Raw genomic sequence first — 17,092 nt, 5'->3', positions numbered from 1 at the left:
TGCAATCTTAGGGTGGTCGTTTGCGGCGGCTTCGTGACCGCGCGAATCTTGCGGCACCACACGCACCGCGATGCACAATGGCCGTGATCGCCCGGGGTAATCAGCCATCGTCCTTCTGTGTATGCTTGCGCTTACAAGCCACGCGTACCGCCCGGGCGTCATGACAGAGTTGAGTGAACGCACCAAAGCGAACATGGACGTCGTCCTCGAGCAGACGTGCCGGCAACTGCCGCATGGCGGCGATCACGACAGCCGCAGGTTCATCGCCGAGCGCCTGATCGAGGCGGCGCGGGCGGGACACTCCACGCTCGGCGAGCTCGGCATCGTCGCGCGCCACGCGCTCGCGGAGCTGATTGGCAAAGGCGGTTAGGCTCAAGGCGCGCGAGGGTTGCCTCGCCGACGGCTTCGGACATAACCTGCCAAAACCCTTCATCGAGATCGTTGCGAAGATGCGGGCCCTGCTTGCATTCGTTGCGGCTATTGCAGTCTTGTGTGGCGCCGGCTCGGCCGTCGCCCAGCCGGTCGGGCAGTTTCCATTCGCGCTGACCCGTGAAGGGCAGATGCTCGGTGCCGTGGAAGGCGAGGTGGCCTCGTTCAAGGGGCTGGCTTACGCGGCGCCGCCGCTCGGCGCGTTGCGCTGGCAACCGCCGCAGCCGACGACCGAAAGCTCGGAGATGCGCACCGCCTACGATTACGGCGCGCCGTGCCTTCAGCCGGCGCTGCCGGCGGCGAGCGAGGATTGCCTGACGCTGAACGTGTTTCGTCCTTTCGGGGTCGACGGCCCGTTGCCGGTGATGGTGTTCATCCATGGCGGCGCGTTCGTCACGGGCACCGCGAACGATGCGCTGTTCGTTGGCGCCAAGCTGGCGCAGGCGGGCCTCATCGTGGTCACCGTGAATTATCGCCTCGGCGTGCTCGGCTGGCTCTCGCATCCCGCGCTGTCGGACGCCGGCTCCGGCAATTTCGGCCTGATGGACCAGATCGCCGCGCTGCACTGGGTGCACGACAACATCGCGGCCTTCGGCGGCGATCCTGATAACGTCACGCTGTTCGGCAGCGATGCAGGCGCGACATCGATTGCACTGCTGATGCTGTCCGCGCAAGCGCGCAATCTGTTCCACAAGGCCATTCTGCAATCGGTGCCCGGCCGCGCGCGCCTGCGTTCGGCGGAAGAGGCGGAGGCCATCGGCCGGCTCTTCGTGGCCGCGCTTTCGCCGAAGACGGATCTGCGCGCGGTCGAGCCGCGGCGCCTGCTGGCCGCCGAGAAACAATTGCTGGAGACATCGCCGCACAGCTTTGCACCGATGATGGATGGACGTCTCGCGACCGAGGACCTCGCCGCGGGCTTTGCGGCCGGACGCCAGAGCCGCATTCCCCTAATCATCGGCTCGAACGAGGACGAGACCGGCCTGGAGAACGAGACCGCGATCAAGGGGGAGCTTGCGCCGCCGGGCGCGGGCGACGGCGAATTGCGCAAGCTCTATCCCGATCTCGCCAGTCCTTCGGATCTCGCGGCAAGAATTTACACCGACAAGGTCTTTTCCGAGCCGGTGCGGCTGCTGGCACGTCTGCACGCGGCAGGCGGCGCGCCGACCTTTCGCTACCGCTTCGCCTATGTGCCGGAGGCCAGGCGCGCCAATCCGGACGTCGGCCACGGGCGCGAGCTGCAGTTCATCTTCGGTGCGGAAGGCGTGCCCGGTGCGGGCATCCTGTCGCGGCGCGACCGCGAGGTCGCAGGCCGCATGCGCGCCTATTGGACAAACTTCGCCCGAAGTGGCGATCCCAATGGTCCCGACCTACATGGTCCCGACCTGCCACGCTGGGACGCAGCCAGCGGCGATCGCCTGCTGCTGATCACGAACGACGGCATCGCGAGCGGCGACGATCCGATCGCGGATCGTCTCGACCGGCTCGCAAATGAGGGCAGGAGATGAAGCGGATTTAAGCCGCGAGCTCGACGCGCGGCGCCGGGCTGAGCCGGTCTTCCTCCAGATAATCCATCGCGCCGTCCTTCTCGACGGCATAGAACTGCTGGCCATCCCGCGACTTGAAGGCGGCGCGGACGACACCGCGGCGGCCCTTGTCACTGTTGACGACGTCCCCCAGCGCAAACTTCCTCATCGTACGTCTCACTTGTCTTCAGGCCGACTGCTTCGGCCCAGCGGGGATTCTGGGCGGCAAATCGTTAACGACTTGCTAACCATGCCGCTTTGCCTATGCTCATCGCCGATCGTGCGGACCGCTCGCACGTGCCTGTTGTCAACGAGACGAGCCGATGACGCGACTTCCGACCCTGTTCCTGTCGCATGGCGGCGGCCCCTGGCCCTTCATGGAGGACAGGCGGGTGCAATATGCCAAGACCGCCGAGGCGTTCGCGAACTTGCCGCAGCTTCTGCCCGAGAGGCCGAAGGCCGTGCTGGTCATCACCGGGCATTGGGAAGCCGACGCCTTCACGGTGTCGACCTCGCCGCATCCACCGATGGTCTACGATTATTACGGTTTCCCCGAGCATACCTACCACATCAAATATCCGGCGCCGGGCAAGCCCGAGCTTGCCGCGCAAGTGAAGGCGCTGCTCACGCATGCCGGCCTCGATTGCCGCGAAGATCCCGACCAGGGTTTCGATCACGGCACGTTCGTTCCGCTCGGGCTGATGTATCCGAATGCCGACATGCCGATCGTGCTGCTGTCGCTGAAGTCCAGCTATGACGCGGCCGAGCACGTCAAGGTGGGGCAGGCGATCGCATCCTTGCGCGACGAAGGCATCCTGATCGTCGGCAGCGGCCTGACCTATCACAACATGCGCGGCTTCAACCGTCCGGAGTCCAAGCCCGTCTCGTATGATTTCGAGGCCTATCTGAACGAGGCGATCAGCAACCCCGATGCGGCGCGCCGCAATGCCATGCTGGTCGATTGGGAGAACGCGCCGAGCGCACGCCTTGCGCATCCGCGCGAGGATCATCTGCTGCCGCTGATGGTGGCGGCCGGTGCTGCGGGAAGCGACGTCGGACGGCGCGTCTTCGTCGACGAGGTCGCGCATGTGGCGATGGCCTCGTATGTGTTTGGGTAATGATCTCTTCTCCGTCGTCCCGCAAGCGGGGAGAGGCGAAGAAAGCCTCACCCATATCTCAGCTTCATCACCAGAATGCCGCCGGCGAGAACCATGGTGACGGCGTTCGCCGCGACCAGGGGGGCATCGCCTGAAAGCAGGCCGTAGATGAGCCAGAGCGCGAGGCCCAGCATCATGACCAGAAACATGCCGAGAGAAATGTCGCGCGCCGAGCGGGTCTTCCAGACCTTGATGAACTGCGGCGCGTAGGCGACGGTGGTGCAGGTGGCGGCGGCAAAGCCGAGCAGCTTGATCGCGAAGGGGTCCATGTCGGCTCTATAGCATGGATTCGGCTCTGCCTCACGCGCGCGCCGCCATGAGGCTGCGGTACAGCGCGGCATAGTCGCCGGCGCGGTTGCGCCAGGAGACGTCGGTCGCAAGGCCGCTGCGTTGCAGGCGGCGCCAGGTCAGCTTGTCGTGGAAGGCGGTGTTGGCCTTGCGCAGCGTGCCGGCGAGGGCATCCGCCGTCACGGGGGCGAATTTGAAGCCGGTGGCATCGTGGCCGGACGCGTCGGCCTCGCCGATATCGACGATGGTGTCTTCGAGGCCGCCGACGCGCGAGACGATCGGCACGGCGCCATAGCGCAGCGCGCAGAGCTGGGTTAGGCCGCACGGCTCGAAGCGGGACGGCACAATCAGCGCGTCCGAGCCGGCCTGGATCAAATGCGCGAGAATCTCGTCATAGCCGATCACGACGCCGATCCGGCCCGGATTGGCGCGGGCCGCGGCCTGGTAGCCATCCTGCAGATCGCGGTCGCCGCTGCCGAGCAGCGCGAGCTGCATGCCTTCGCGCAGGATGGTCGGGATGGCCTCCATCAGGAGATCGAGCCCCTTCTGCCACGACAGCCGGCTGATGACGCCGAGCAGTGGCGCTTCGTCCGAGGAATCGAGATTGAACTGCTGCTGCAGCACCGCCTTGTTCGCGGCCCGGAAGGTCAGGTCTTCCGCGCCGAAGCGGTAGGCGATGTGCGGATCGGTTTGCGGATTCCAGACCTCGGTGTCGATGCCGTTGAGGATGCCGCTCAGCACGTTGGATCGTTCACGAAGCAGGCCGCCGAGGCCCATGCCGCCTTCGTCGCTCTGGATTTCCTTCGCGTAGGTCGGCGATACCGTGGTGATACGATCGGCAAGGCTCAAGCCGGCCTTCAAGAAGCTGATGCCGCCGAAATATTCCAGTTCGTTGACGTTGAAGGCATGCCAGGGCAGGCCGATCGATCCGATCAGCTCAGGGGCGAACTTGCCCTGGTAGGCCATGTTGTGGATGGTCATCACGGTGCCGGGCCGTGGACGATTGTCGTAGTGCAGATAGGCCGGCGCGAGCCCCGCCTGCCAATCGTGGGCGTGCACGACATCGGGCACGAAGGCCGGCACGAGGCCGTGGCCGATATCGGCCGCCACGCGCGACAGCGCGGCGAAGCGCACGCCGTTGTCTGCCCAGTCGACGCCGTCAGTGGTGACATAGGGGTTGCCTGGCCGCGCATAGAGATGCGGCACGTCCAGCACGAACAGATCGAGCCCGGCATGCGAACCCGCCAGCAGCCGGCCGGGACCGCCGAAATAATCGGGCCAGCGCCGCAGTTCCTCTGTGCCGGACAAAAGGCGCATCACGTCGGGATAGCCCGGCAGCAAGGTGCGCATCTCGACGCCATGCGCCTTCAGCGCAACCGGCAGCGCGCCCGCAACATCTGCGAGGCCGCCGGTCTTGACGAGGGGATAGACTTCAGAGGCGACCGCGAGGACGCGAACAGGCGTCATGTATTGAGCCTGTCGATCATCGGCTGGGTGATCAGCGAGATGCCCTGCTCGGTGGTGCGGAAGCGCTTTCCGTCGAACTCGGGATCCTCGCCGACGACGAGCCCTTCCGGGATCTCGACGCCGCGGTCGATCACGACGTTCCTCAAGCGGGCGCCGCGGCCGACACTCACGTAAGGCATGATCACGGCATTCTCGACATTGGCGTAGGAGTTGATGCGCACGCCGGTGAACAGCAGCGAGCGGCGCAGCGAGGCGCCGGAGATGATGCAGCCGCCGGAGACCAGCGAACTCACCGCCTGGCCGCGCCGGCTCTCCTCGTCATGGACGAATTTCGCCGGCGGCGTGATCTCAGCATAGGACCAGATCGGCCAGGCGCGGTCGAACAGGTCGAGCTCGGGCACCACGTCGGTAAGGTCGATATTGGCGGCCCAATAGGCGTCGACCGTGCCGACGTCGCGCCAATAGGCGCGAGTGTCGCTGCCCGAGCGGACGCAGGAGGTCGAGTACTGGTGCGCCATCGCGCGGCCGTTCTTGACCAGGTAGGGAATGATGTCCTTGCCGAAATCGTGGTTCGAGTTCGGGTCCTCGGCATCGCGCTTGAGCTGGTCGAACAGGAATTTCGCGTCGAACACGTAGATGCCCATGCTGGCGAGCGAGACGTCCGGCTTGCCCGGCATCGGCGGCGGATCCTTCGGCTTCTCCAGGAACTCCTGGATCCAGCCGTTCTCGTCGATATGCATGATGCCGAAACCGGAAGATTCGGTCCGCGGCATTTCCAGGCAGCCGACGGTGACGTCGGCGCCGCTCTCGACGTGCTGGCGCAGCATCACCTCGTAGTCCATTTTGTAGATGTGGTCTCCGGCCAGCACGACGATGAAGCGGCAGGCGTGGGATTCGATGATGTCGATGTTCTGGTACACCGCGTCCGCCGTGCCGACATACCACATGCTCTCGGAGACGCGCTGGCTGGCGGGCAGGATGTCAAAACTCTCGTTGCGTTCGGGGCGGAAGAAGTTCCAGCCCATCTGAAGGTGCCGGATCAGGCTGTGCGCCTTGTATTGGGTCGCCACCGCGATACGGCGGATGCCGGAGTTCACCGCGTTCGACAGCGCGAAATCGATGATGCGGGACTTTCCGCCGAAATAGACCGCCGGCTTGGCGCGGCGGTCGGTCAGCTCCAGCAGGCGGCTGCCGCGTCCTCCGGCCAGGACAAACGCCAGCGCCTGACGGGCAAGCGGCTCGGGTCTCGCGGCACTCATGTGATCCTCCCACAACTCTGGCGCTCGCGAGAAGCCTCCCGGCCGCGCACATTGGAACCGATAGTAATGGCACGAATAGTAAATCGTGAAGGTGGTTGTTGGTTGCGAATGCACGGGAAGCTTAATGCCTTGCCGGGGTGATCGGGCCTCAGCCACCGTCGCGCGGCTGTCACAGGCGATGACGTCGCCGGGCACCGGTTGATCAGAACGGAGGCAAGCGTCTTGTGCGGTGCACGCAAACTCCAGGCTTTGAAATTCAATGCTTTGACTTGGCGCAAGGATGTCCGATCATGACGCTGCGATCCTTTTTCCAAGCGAAAGGTCAGACAGGGAGTAGGACGATGAGGATCTGGAAGACGGCGATTGCCTGTTCATTGGCCGGGGTGGTCATGGTGGCCCAGATCGGGCAGGCCACGGCGGCCCCGATGACGACCAACGTTGCGACGATGAAGGCTGCGGCCGGTGACAATGTCACACCGGTCCATTGGCGCGGCAGCGGCTGGGGCTTTGCCCTCGGCGGTCTCGCAGCCGGCGCGCTCATCGGCGGCGCCATCGCCGCGGGGTCTCCTTACGGCTACGGCTATTATGGCCGGCCCTATTATGGCGGCTACGGCTATGGATATCCGGGCTACGGCTATGGTTACGCCCCCGCCTATTACGGCGGCTACGGCTACGCACCGGTCTATCCGCGATATTATCGGCCGTACCGTCCGTATTACAGCTATGGCTATTACCGGCCGTACCGGGTTTATCACCGCCCGTTTGGTGTCTACCGTCCCTACTACCGCGGCTACTGGTGAGACCGCGCGGCTAGAATGACAGCCACACGATCAGGCTCATGCATGCAACATGCATGAGCAGGTTCGCGGCGAGATGCAATGGGCCTGGCCTGAGGCGAAGCCTGCGCCTCCCGCCGTCGCCTAATTCGATCCCACGGCCGCAGCCGTGAAGCTGCGCTCGACGGCTTTGCTGACGTCGAGCTTCTTCGGCAGGATGCCGTAGCGCGTCGCGCGGTCGGAGGCTTCCTGCACCTCCTTGACCACGTTCTCGTCGATCACGATCGGGCCGGTGCGCTGCGCGGTGTAGGCCGACAGCAGCACGTCCTCGGGCAGCTTGGTCAATTCGGCCGTGTTCTTGGCGTATTCGGCGACATGGTCCAGCGACCACAGTCGCGCCTTGTTCAAGCGCTGCACCAGATCCTGCACCGCCGCGCGCTTGGTGGCGATGGCGTTGTCGGAGGCGACGATGAAGGTGATGGTCGGCGTCAGCCCTTCGCCGTTGGCGATGACGCGAGCCTTGTCCTTCAACGTCGCGAACGAGACGTAGGGCTCCCACACCGCCCAGGCATCGATCGAGCCGGCGAGCAGCGCGATCTTGGCGTCGACCGGGCCGAGCGGCGCGAAGGTCGCATCCTCCAGCTTGATCGCTGCATTCTCCAGTGTCGCATCGATCAGGAACTGGCCCCAGCCGCCGCGTGTGCCGGCGAGCCGCTTGCCCTTGAGGTCGGCCGCCGATTTGATCGGCGAATCCTGACGCACCAGGATAGCCTGCGTCTTCGCATCCGAGCGCGTGCCGCCGATCGCCTTGATCGGCGCGCCCGCGGCATAGACCGAGAGGAACGAGAGATCGCCGGTGTAGCCGACGTCGAGCGCGCCGGCATTGAGCGCTTCGAGGATCGGCGCGGCCGCGGGGAATTCCGACCATTCGATTCTGTAAGGCAGGTCCTTCGCATAGCCGGAGATTTCGAGCAGCGAGCGATTGCCGCCCTTCTGGTCGCCGACGCGCAGCACGACAATGTCGGCGGCGAGCGATGCGGCAGCGGTCGATAGCGTGATGGCGGCGGCGAGCAGCGAGGTGGCGAGCCGGCGTGTGATGGAATGGTCGTGAGAGTTGATGCTCATTGGATCCGTCTTGTTGCGTTGCTCACGATGCGTGAGCGAACGGTGCAGCGAGACGATCAAGTCTATGAGCGCGCGGTGCGCCGTCAATGAAATGGCCAACCGTATTGTGCGTGCTTCAGGCAATGACGTTTCAGCGGGCCGGCGCTTTCGAGAATGCGCAGCGTGCGCGGCAGACGCTGCACAGGGATGCAGCAGGCGATGGAGTCGCGGTTGACCCTGCGTGCCTATGCATCTGCGAAAATCCTTTCATCGCTTGCCCATGCGCGGATGGAGAGAATGTCTTCCCTTCGCGCAACATTCGAAAATCCATTTCATTGACGATGCCGCGAACGCGCCGCATGATTTGCGCATCGCATCAACACGGCGCGCCAAGCGCCGACGGAACAATTTTCTCTTAGACGCAGCTCCGCACGGAACATGCGCAACGCGACCCGTTGCGTACACGGCGGAGCCGTGCCAGCGCAGGAGCCAGGCCGATGAACAACGATAACCAGCGCAGCGGGTCGAAACTCGACCGGCGCCACCTGCTTCAGGCAGGGCTTGCGGCGGCCTTCGCAGCGCCGCTCGGCGCGCTGGGTGCGCAGGCCTTCGCACCGCGCGCCATCGCGCCGGGTGTCGACTTCCCCGAGTTTCCGCTGTGCCGCACGGCCTCTGACGCACCCGCGCTCACTGGCGCGCCGCGCAAGCTGAAGCTGTCGTGGAATGCCGGCGCCGTCTGCCTCGCGCCGGTGCCGGTCGCGATCGAGCACGGCTTCTTCAAGAAGCATAATCTCGACGTCGAGCTCGTCAACTATTCCGGCTCGACCGACCAGCTGCTCGAGGCCATCGCGACAGGCAAAAGCGATGCCGGTCTCGGCATGGCACTGCGCTGGCTGAAGCCGCTGGAGCAGGGTTTTGACGTCAAGATCGCCGCGGGCACCCATGGCGGCTGCATGCGGGTGCTGTCGCGCACCGATTCCGGCGTCTCGAAGCTGACCGACCTCAAGGGCAAGATCGTCGCGGTCGGCGATCTCGCCGGTCCCGACAAGAACTTCTTCTCGATCCAATTGGCCAAACTCGGCATCGATCCGGTGAAGGACGTCGACTGGCGCGCCTATCCCGGCAATCTGCTCAACGTTGCCGTGGAGAAGGGCGAGGTGCAGGCGTTCCTGTCGTCCGATCCGCTCGCCTATCTCTGGCTCAAGGACACACAGTACAAGGAGGTCGCCTCAAATCTCGATGGGGAGTACCGCGAGAAGAGCTGCTGCATCCTCGGCCTGCGCGGCTCGCTCGTGCGCGAAGAGCCTCAAGTCGCGCGCGCCATCACCCAGGCGCTGCTCGATGCTGCGATGTTCACCGCGCAGAATGCGACGCTCGCGGCGAAATCGTTCCAGCCCTATGCGCCGAAGGCGGCGACGCTCGCCGATATCGAGGGCATGGTGCGCTACCACACCCACCATCATCATCCCGTCGGCGAGATCTTGAAGCGCGAGCTCAAGGCCTACGCCGACGACCTCAAGAGCGTGCAGGTCTTCAAGCAGAGCACCGACACCGCCAAATTCGCGGAGCGCATCTATGTCGACGTATTCGCTGTCTGACGGCCTTGCCTCGGGCGCGCCGCGCACCTCGCGCGTGCCGCTGCTGGCGAGCTGGGTCCGAGAATCCGGCGCCGGCGTTCTCGCCAGCATCGCCTGGATCGCCTTCGGCCTGTCCTGCCTGTGGTGGCAGGATGTCGGCGATTGGTCGCGCACGCATTCACTTGGCATTGCGGCTTTCATCATCGCGGCGATCGCGCTGTTCGGCACTGTCGGTGCCGACTATCTGGGAGCGGCGGGACAGGCGCTGCACAAGCGGGCGCCGTGGCTGGTCGCGCTCGGGGTGTTCCTGACGGTGTGGGAGGTTGCAACGGCAAAATTCGCCTGGCTGCCGCTGCCGTTCTTCCCGCCGCCGCAGGCGATCATCGAGGTCTATACCGACGATCTGCCGAAGCTGCTCGACAGCGTCCTTGCCTCGATCAAGCTCCAGCTCGGCGGCTATCTGATCGGCGCCACGATTGGCTTTCTAACCGGCGTCTCGATCGGCTGGTCGCGCGCGGTCGGTTATTGGGTGCATCCGGTGCTGCGCTTCATCGGCCCACTGCCGGCGACCGCCTGGCTGCCGATCGCCTTCTTCACCTTTCCGTCGAGCTGGAGCGCCTCGACCTTCCTGATCGCGCTGGCAACGGGCTTCCCGGTTACCGTGCTGACCTGGTCGGGCGTCGCGAGCGTCAGCAACGCCTATTACGACGTCGCGCGCACGCTGGGGGCAAAGCCTTCGTTCCTGGTGCTGAAGGTCGCGATCCCGGCCGCGTTGCCGCACGTCTTCGTCGGCCTGTTCATGGGGCTCGGCTCGTCCTTTGCCGTGCTCGTCGTCGCCGAGATGATCGGCGTTAAGGCCGGGCTCGGCTGGTACCTGCAATGGGCGCAGGGCTGGGCCGCCTACGCCAACATGTATGCAGCGCTGATCGTGATGTCGCTGCTCTGCTCCGGCGCAATCACGCTGCTGTTTGCGATCCGCGATCGCCTCCTGGTCTGGCAGAAGGGGACCGTCAAATGGTAGCCACAGCTCTCGCCGAAGCGGTCACGCATCCGGCCACCGGCGCCGCGCTCGATATCGAGCAGGTCAGCCACGCCTTCGACATCGACGGGACCGAGCTGCCGGTGCTGAGCGACGTCAGCATCTCGGTCGAGCCCGGCGAGTTCGTCGCGCTGCTCGGCCCGTCCGGCTGCGGCAAGTCGACCTTGCTGCGGCTGATCGCCGGCCTCGACAAGCCGAAGGCGGGAAGGCTGCGGGAGGACGAGGAGCGCATCAGGAACCCGCATCCCTCGCGCGTCGTCGTGTTCCAGGATCCGACCCTGTTTCCCTGGCGGTCGGTCTGGGACAACGTCGCCCTGGGCCTTGAGGCCCAGGGCATTTTGAGGAGCCAGCGCCAGCGCGTCGATGACGCGCTTGACCTCGTCGGGCTTTCGCCGTTCCGCAACGCCTATCCGCACCAGCTCTCCGGCGGCATGGCGCAGCGCGTCGCGCTGGCGCGGGCGCTGGTCAACGATCCCAAGATCCTGATCCTGGATGAGCCCCTGGGGAAACTGGACTCGCTGACCCGCATCACCATGCAGGCCGAGCTCGTCGCGCTCTGGCAGCGCAAGGGGTTCACCACGCTGCTGGTGACGCATGATGCGGAGGAGGCGCTGGTGCTCGCCAACCGCGTCATCGTGTTCAGCGATCGTCCCGCGCGGGTGAAGGCCGATATCCGCGTCGACCGTCCGTATCCGCGCCATCGCGGCGATCCGTATCTGGCCGACCTGCGTCGTCAGATCCTCGGGCTGTTGGGGTTAGATGCCACATGGTGACCTCCATAGCCAAGGGCCGCACGGCTCACAGCGAGCCCGACTACATCGCCCGCGCAGCGACGCTTGCCACAAGCTTTGCGGCGCGCGCGGCCGAGCACGACCGGCTCGGCAGCTTTCCTTTCGAGAATTTTCGCGAGCTCTCGGAGGCAGGCTTGCTGTCTCTGACGGTGCCGGCGGTTCATGGCGGCGCCGGTGCCGGCGCGCGCTATGCCGCGCGCGTGCTCGGCATTCTCGGCAAGGCCGATCCGTCGACCGCGCTGGTGCTGTCGATGCACTACATCAATCATCTCGTGATGGCGCGCAGTCCGAACTGGCCGGCGCGACTGTCGCGCAAGCTCGCGCGCGAAAGTGTTGAGGGCATCGCGCTCATCAACGCCCTGCGCGTGGAGCCGGAGCTCGGCTCGCCTGCGCGCGGAGGGTTGCCGGCGACGATCGCGCGGCGCACCGAAACCGGCTGGCGCCTCTCCGGCCACAAGATCTACTCGACGGGATCGCCGATCCTGAAATGGTACCTGCTCTGGGCGCGCACCGACGAGGCGGAGCCGCGCGTCGGCCAGTTCCTGGTGCCGGCGGGCCTGCCGGGCACGCGCATCGTCCAGACCTGGGACCATCACGGCCTGCGCGCCAGCGGCAGCCACGACGTCATCTTCGACGACGTCGTGGTCCCGCTCGACGCCGAGGTCGATTTGCGCAAGCCGGCGGACTGGCGCACGCTCGACGTTACGCAGCAGACTGTGCACACCGTTTTCATCGCCGCGATCTACGACGGCGTTGCCCGCGCCGCGCGCGACTGGCTGATCAATTTCCTGAAGCAGCGCGTGCCTGCCAGCCTCGGCGCGCCGCTGGCGACCTTAGCCCGCGCGCAGGAGATCGTCGGGGCCATCGAGGCGCGGCTTGCGGTCAACGCACGTTTGATCGACACGGCTGCCCGCGACTTCGACGATGGCGTCGATCTCTCTGCCGGTGAATCCAACGTCATCAAGCTGACCGTGACCAACAACGCCGTTGCCGTCGTCGAGGACGCGCTGTCGTTGACCGGTAACCACGGGCTCAGCCGCGCCAATCCGCTGGAGCGGCATTATCGCGACGTGCTGTGCGGCCGCGTGCACACGCCGCAGGATGATTCCACGCGCATCGGCCTCGGCCGCCTCGCACTCGGCCTCTAGGGATCAACAGGGAGACGATCATGTCGATCGAGTTCATCGGCTTCATCAGCAACAACAATTCGTCCGAGACCGTCGTCCGGGAAGGACCGGTGCTCAATCCGACCCATATCGAGACGGTGGCGAAGGCGCATGAGAATGCCGGCTTCGACCGCGCGCTGCTGGCGTTTCATTCGACCTCGCCCGATGCGCTCCAGGTCGCCCAGCACGTGCTCAATCACACCGAGAGGCTCAACGTGCTCATCGCGCAGCGGCCCGGCTTTACTGCCCCGACATTGCTGGCGCGGCAGTTCGCCGTGCTCGACCAGTTTTCCCGCGGCCGCGTCGCGCTCCATGTCATCACCGGCGGCAACGCCACCGAACTGCGGCAAGACGGCAACACGCTCGACGACAAGGACGAGCGCTATGCCCGCACCTCTGAATTCCTCGACGTGCTCAAGCTGCAATGGAGCAGCGACAAGCCGTTCAGCTACAAGGGCAGGTACTACCAGGTCGAGAACGCCTTCTCGCAGGTGAAGCCGTATCGCCCCGAAGGCATCCGCGTCTATTTCGGCGGCGCCTCGGATGCGGCGATCGACGTCGCTGGCAAGCATGCCGACACCTTTGCGCTGTGGGGCGAATCCTACGCGCAGGTGCGCGATATCACCTCGCGCGTGCACAACGCCGCGGTGCGGCAGGGGCGGCCGACGCCGCGCTTCAGCCTGTCGGTGCGGCCGATCATTGCACCGACCGAGAAGCAGGCCTGGGAGAAGGCGGAGGAAATTCTCGCGCGCGCCACCGCGCTCCAGGACAAGACCGGCTATCGCAAGCCCGCTGACGGGCATGCCACCGCCGGCGCACGGCGCCTGCTCGCGCTCGCCGATCAGGGCAGCCGCATCGACAAGCGGCTCTGGACCGAGATCGCAAAGCTGACCGGCGCCAATAGCAACACCACCGCACTTGTCGGCACGCCCGAGCAGGTCGCGGAGGTCTTCGGCGATTATTACGATCTCGGCATCAGCCATTTCCTGATCCGCGGCTTCGATCCGCTGATCGATAGCATCGAATACGGCCGGGAGCTGATCCCGCTGACACGCGAGCTGGTCGCCAAGCGCCAGGCCGTTCGCGGCGAGGCCGCAGAATGATCCGCCTCATGTTGGCCGGCGCGCTGCTGTTCGCTTCGTTCGAAGTCGCAGCTGCGCAAACCACCTTGCGCGTCGGGGACCAGAAGGGCAATGCGCAGGCCGTAATGGAAGCGGCTGGCGTGCTCAAGGACGTCCCCTACAAGATCGAGTGGAGGGAGTTTCCGGCGGCGGCACCGCTTCTGGAGGCGCTCAGCGCCGGTGCGATCGAGACCGGCCTCGTTGGCGACGCGCCCTTCACCTTCGCGGCCGCCTCCGGTGCGCCGGTCAAGGCGATAGCCGCCATCAGGCAGACACGCGAGGGCCTCGCGATCCTCGTGCCAGAGAACTCCGCGATCAAGAGCTTTGCCGATCTCCGCGGCAAGAAAATCGCAACCGGCCGCGGCTCGATCGGCCATCAGCTGATCCTCGCCGCGCTGGAGAAGAACGGCTGGAGCGCGAGTGACGTGCAGATCGCGTTCCTGGCGCCCTCCGACGCCAAGATCGCCTACACGCAAGGCTCGGTCGATGCATGGTCGACCTGGGAGCCGTATGTCAGCCAGGAGGAGGTGCTGTTCAAATCGCGCCGTATCATCACCTCGGAAGGCCTGACGCCGGGGCTGAGCTTCCAGGTGGCGCGGCCCGACGCGATCAGGGACAAGCGCGCCGAGCTGACCGACTTCATCCGCCGCCTCACCGCGGCGCGGGCGTGGTCGCTGAACAATATCGACAGCTACGCCGCGACCTGGGGCAGGCTGATGAACATCCCCACCGCCGTCCCGCAGAACTGGCTGTCGCGCGCAAAAATCCGGATCGCGCCGATCGATGACGGCGTTGTCGCCGACGAGCAGGCGACGATCGACCTCTACTTCCGCTGGGGCTTGATCAAACAGAGGCTCGACGCCGCCGAGATCGTCGATCGCTCGTTCACGGATGCGATTGCCAAGGCGGGGTTGTAGGCACAGGGGCATAGCCGCGTGTTCCGGGCGCGGTGCGGCTCCGTCGTCATTCCGGGGCGCGACGAAGTCGCGAGCCCGGAATCCATTCATCGACAGACATTGCGGCTCGATGGATTCCGGGCTCGCCCTCCGGGCGCCTCGGAATGACGACTGTGGGTGTAAGAGCTCACGAGTAATTCAAGCATCCGTGAGGCGGGACGAGCACGTTCCAGCGCAATCGCCTTCTGCGCAATATTCCTTCTGCATTCTCTCCGCCCGACAGCACTCCCGTTGCTATTTGCACCGCAGCTCTTGCGCCACGCCGCACGCCCGCAAAAATCAATCCGACGACCACATCGGGAGACCGGCCATGGGCCTGCAAGAAACAAAAATCGAATCGCTTCCCTTCGTCACTGCCGAACTCAACTATCTCGCGCCAGTCGACGGCAAGCCGCGCACCTACGCGTTCGATCCGCCGCCGGGTGAGCCGAAAAGCACTTCGCTGCCGGAGCCGCATCAGGTGCCGATCTTCGATGCGCGGCTGATCGCGCAGAACTTCTCGCTGGATCGCGAGGGCTTTGCGCTGGTGCGTCATCCGACCCAGGTGAAGGATTTCTACAACGAGGACGAGGTGAGGGCGGTCTATTATCCCGCGGTGGAGGCCTTTCTGCGCGCGACGCTGAAGGCCGACCGCGTCTTCATCTTCGACCACACCGTGCGCAAGCGTGTCGAAGGCGCGCCTGACATCCGCGACGGCGGCCCGCGCCAGCCGGCCACGCGCGTCCATGTCGACCAGACGGCAATCTCCGGCGCCAACCGTGTCCGCGAGCATCTGCCTGATGAAGCCGAAGAGCTGCTCAAGGGGCGCGTGCAGGTGATCAATCTGTGGCGGCCGATCCGCGGGCCCTTGCGGGATTCACCGCTCGCCATGGCCGACGGCACGACGGTGGCGCCCGACGATCTCGTCGCTTCCGATCTGATCTATCCCAACCGCCGCGGCGAGACCTATTCGGTGAAATACAATCCGAACCACCGCTGGTTCTATTTCCCGGAGATGACGCCGGACGAGGCGTTGCTGCTGAAGTGCTACGATTCCGCAACCGACGGCCGCACCCGCTTCGGGCCGCACACCGCCTTCGTCGATCCGACCACGCCGGCCGATGCCGCGCCCCGCGAAAGCATCGAGGTCCGCACGCTGGTGTTCCACCGGCAGTAACGAAGTGTGATGGCCCTGCCGGGCATTTCCCGGCAGGGTTCCAGCCGCCCGCGCGCTCGGCATGATGAGCGCCGGCGTGGTGCGGGTCTCGGTGGATTAGGCGCACGAGCGCGCTATAGTGCCGCCCAACGCAAAGGGGGCGCCATGGCCAGGATCAGGGTGGGACTCGTCGGCTGCGGCTTCGTGTCGGAGCTGCACATGTATGCGTTCCGGCGCGTCTATGGCGTTGACGTCGAGGTCGCGGCGGTCGCCGCGCGCGGCGACAAGGTCGTCGCATTTGCCGGGCATCACAATATCCCGCGAGTTTACCGGAGCTTCGCCGAGCTGATCGCTGACCGCGATCTCGACGTCGTCGATATCTGCACCCCGCCCAATCTTCATGCCGAGATGATCGTCGGCGCCATGCAGGCCGGCAAACATGTCATCTGCGAAAAGCCGTTCGCCGGCTATTTCGGCCGCGAGGGCGATCAGCAGCCGATCGGCAAGCACGTGCCGAAGGCGCTGATGTATGAGCGCGTGATCGAAGAGATGGACAGGACGCGGGCCGCGATCGAGCGCACCGGAAAACTCTTCATGTATGCAGAGGACTGGATCTACGCGCCGGCGGTGACCAAGACCGCCGAGATCATCAGGGCGACCAAGGACAAGATCCTGTTCATGAAGGGCGAGGAGAGCCATTCCGGCTCGCACGCTGCGCATGCCGCGCAATGGGCGATGACCGGCGGCGGCTCGCTGATCCGCATGGGCTGCCATCCGCTTTCGGCCGTTCTGTATCTGAAGCAGGTCGAGGCCAGGGCGCGCGGCGAGCGCATCCGCGTCGCCAGCGTCACCGGCGATGTCGGCAACGTCACCGCCGGGCTCAAGCCGGAGGAGCGCAGCTACATCAAGGCCAATCCCGTCGACGTCGAGGACTGGGGTACACTCACCGCCACCTTCTCCGACGGCACCAAGGCGACGGTTTTCTCCGGCGACATGATCATGGGCGGGGTGCGCAATCTGATCGAGACCTATACCAGCGGCGGCTCCCTGTTCGCCAACATCACGCCGAACAATCATCTGATGAGCTATCAGACCAGCGAGGAGAAGCTCGCGGGCGTCTACATCACCGAGAAGGTCGATCGCAAGACCGGCTGGCAATATGTCTGCCTCGAGGAGGAATGGACGCGCGGCTATCTGCAGGAGATCCAGGACTTCATGGAATGCGTCGCGACCGGACGCCAGCCTCTGTCGGACCTCGCGCTTGCCTATGAGACGATCAAGGTGAACTACGCAGGGTATTGGGC

General features: G+C 65.3%; 17 protein-coding genes. 12 read left to right on the top strand and 5 right to left on the bottom strand.

Annotated elements, in window-relative coordinates; translation table 11 throughout:
• The first annotated feature begins 121 nt into the window (after positions 1–121).
• A complete protein-coding gene (locus tag I6F31_RS26995) occupies positions 122–370 on the top strand; it encodes a hypothetical protein (protein ID WP_036006688.1) in 249 nt (82 codons plus the stop codon).
• Between the two features lie 79 nt (positions 371–449).
• Positions 450–1,934, top strand: a complete 1,485-nt coding sequence (locus I6F31_RS26990) for a carboxylesterase family protein (RefSeq protein ID WP_225183988.1) — start codon at positions 450–452, stop codon at positions 1,932–1,934.
• 7 nt (positions 1,935–1,941) lie between these two features.
• On the opposite strand, the gene I6F31_RS26985 is transcribed toward I6F31_RS26990, so the two are convergent.
• Positions 1,942–2,121, bottom strand: coding sequence for a hypothetical protein (locus I6F31_RS26985; RefSeq protein WP_036006694.1), 180 nt, complete (start codon positions 2,119–2,121; stop codon positions 1,942–1,944).
• Between the two features lie 154 nt (positions 2,122–2,275).
• Between I6F31_RS26985 and I6F31_RS26980 the strand changes: the two genes are divergently transcribed.
• Entirely contained in the window at positions 2,276–3,070 is a 795-nt protein-coding gene (locus I6F31_RS26980; protein WP_036006697.1) for a class III extradiol ring-cleavage dioxygenase, read from the top strand.
• Positions 3,071–3,117: 47 nt separating this feature from the next.
• Here I6F31_RS26980 and I6F31_RS26975 read toward each other — a convergent pair whose 3' ends face one another.
• Genes I6F31_RS26975 through glgC form a run of 3 tightly spaced genes read right to left on the bottom strand, consistent with a single transcriptional unit; the run spans position 3,118 to position 6,123 of the window.
• Complete coding sequence (locus tag I6F31_RS26975; protein ID WP_225183980.1) at positions 3,118–3,378, bottom strand: SemiSWEET transporter; 261 nt, start codon at positions 3,376–3,378, stop codon at positions 3,118–3,120.
• 31 nt (positions 3,379–3,409) lie between these two features.
• On the bottom strand, positions 3,410–4,864 hold the full coding sequence (gene glgA / locus I6F31_RS26970; protein WP_036006703.1) for a glycogen synthase GlgA: 1,455 nt from the start codon (positions 4,862–4,864) through the stop codon (positions 3,410–3,412).
• Positions 4,861–6,123, bottom strand: coding sequence for a glucose-1-phosphate adenylyltransferase (glgC, locus tag I6F31_RS26965; RefSeq protein WP_036006706.1), 1,263 nt, complete (start codon positions 6,121–6,123; stop codon positions 4,861–4,863). Before glgC ends, glgA begins: the two co-directional genes overlap by 4 nt.
• 341 nt (positions 6,124–6,464) lie before the next feature.
• Between glgC and I6F31_RS26960 the strand changes: the two genes are divergently transcribed.
• On the top strand, positions 6,465–6,923 hold the full coding sequence (locus I6F31_RS26960) for a hypothetical protein (protein ID WP_225186389.1): 459 nt from the start codon (positions 6,465–6,467) through the stop codon (positions 6,921–6,923).
• A gap of 120 nt (positions 6,924–7,043) precedes the next feature.
• Here I6F31_RS26960 and I6F31_RS26955 read toward each other — a convergent pair whose 3' ends face one another.
• Complete coding sequence (locus I6F31_RS26955; protein WP_036006726.1) at positions 7,044–8,024, bottom strand: ABC transporter substrate-binding protein; 981 nt, start codon at positions 8,022–8,024, stop codon at positions 7,044–7,046.
• Between the two features lie 476 nt (positions 8,025–8,500).
• Between I6F31_RS26955 and I6F31_RS26950 the strand changes: the two genes are divergently transcribed.
• The 8 genes from I6F31_RS26950 to I6F31_RS26915 form a co-directional block, all read left to right on the top strand.
• The gene (locus I6F31_RS26950) at positions 8,501–9,601 is read left to right on the top strand and encodes an ABC transporter substrate-binding protein (protein WP_036006711.1); all 1,101 of its coding nucleotides are present in this window, start codon (positions 8,501–8,503) and stop codon (positions 9,599–9,601) included.
• Complete coding sequence (locus I6F31_RS26945; RefSeq protein WP_036006713.1) at positions 9,579–10,601, top strand: ABC transporter permease subunit; 1,023 nt, start codon at positions 9,579–9,581, stop codon at positions 10,599–10,601. Before I6F31_RS26950 ends, I6F31_RS26945 begins: the two co-directional genes overlap by 23 nt.
• The gene (locus I6F31_RS26940; protein WP_036006715.1) at positions 10,595–11,392 is read left to right on the top strand and encodes an ABC transporter ATP-binding protein; all 798 of its coding nucleotides are present in this window, start codon (positions 10,595–10,597) and stop codon (positions 11,390–11,392) included. The genes I6F31_RS26945 and I6F31_RS26940 overlap by 7 nt, the downstream gene beginning before the upstream one ends.
• Positions 11,386–12,558 (top strand): acyl-CoA dehydrogenase family protein, encoded by a 1,173-nt coding sequence (locus I6F31_RS26935; protein WP_225152274.1) that lies wholly within the window; start codon positions 11,386–11,388, stop codon positions 12,556–12,558. The genes I6F31_RS26940 and I6F31_RS26935 overlap by 7 nt, the downstream gene beginning before the upstream one ends.
• Before the next feature lie 20 nt (positions 12,559–12,578).
• Positions 12,579–13,679 carry an LLM class flavin-dependent oxidoreductase gene (locus I6F31_RS26930; RefSeq protein WP_036006737.1) on the top strand — a complete coding sequence of 367 codons (1,101 nt, stop codon included), beginning with the start codon at positions 12,579–12,581 and terminating at the stop codon, positions 13,677–13,679.
• Positions 13,676–14,614, top strand: coding sequence for an ABC transporter substrate-binding protein (locus I6F31_RS26925; protein ID WP_225186388.1), 939 nt, complete (start codon positions 13,676–13,678; stop codon positions 14,612–14,614). Before I6F31_RS26930 ends, I6F31_RS26925 begins: the two co-directional genes overlap by 4 nt.
• Positions 14,615–14,963: 349 nt before the next feature.
• The gene (locus tag I6F31_RS26920; RefSeq protein WP_225186387.1) at positions 14,964–15,809 is read left to right on the top strand and encodes a CmcJ/NvfI family oxidoreductase; all 846 of its coding nucleotides are present in this window, start codon (positions 14,964–14,966) and stop codon (positions 15,807–15,809) included.
• 144 nt (positions 15,810–15,953) lie between these two features.
• A partial coding sequence (locus I6F31_RS26915; protein WP_225186386.1) for a Gfo/Idh/MocA family oxidoreductase occupies positions 15,954–17,092 on the top strand: 1,139 nt, incomplete at its 3' end.

Origin of the sequence: Bradyrhizobium sp. NBAIM01 (genome assembly GCF_020194115.1) — a bacterium.
GTDB classification, from domain to species: domain Bacteria; phylum Pseudomonadota; class Alphaproteobacteria; order Rhizobiales; family Xanthobacteraceae; genus Bradyrhizobium; species Bradyrhizobium yuanmingense.
This window is presented reverse-complemented; position numbering and strand designations above follow the sequence as displayed.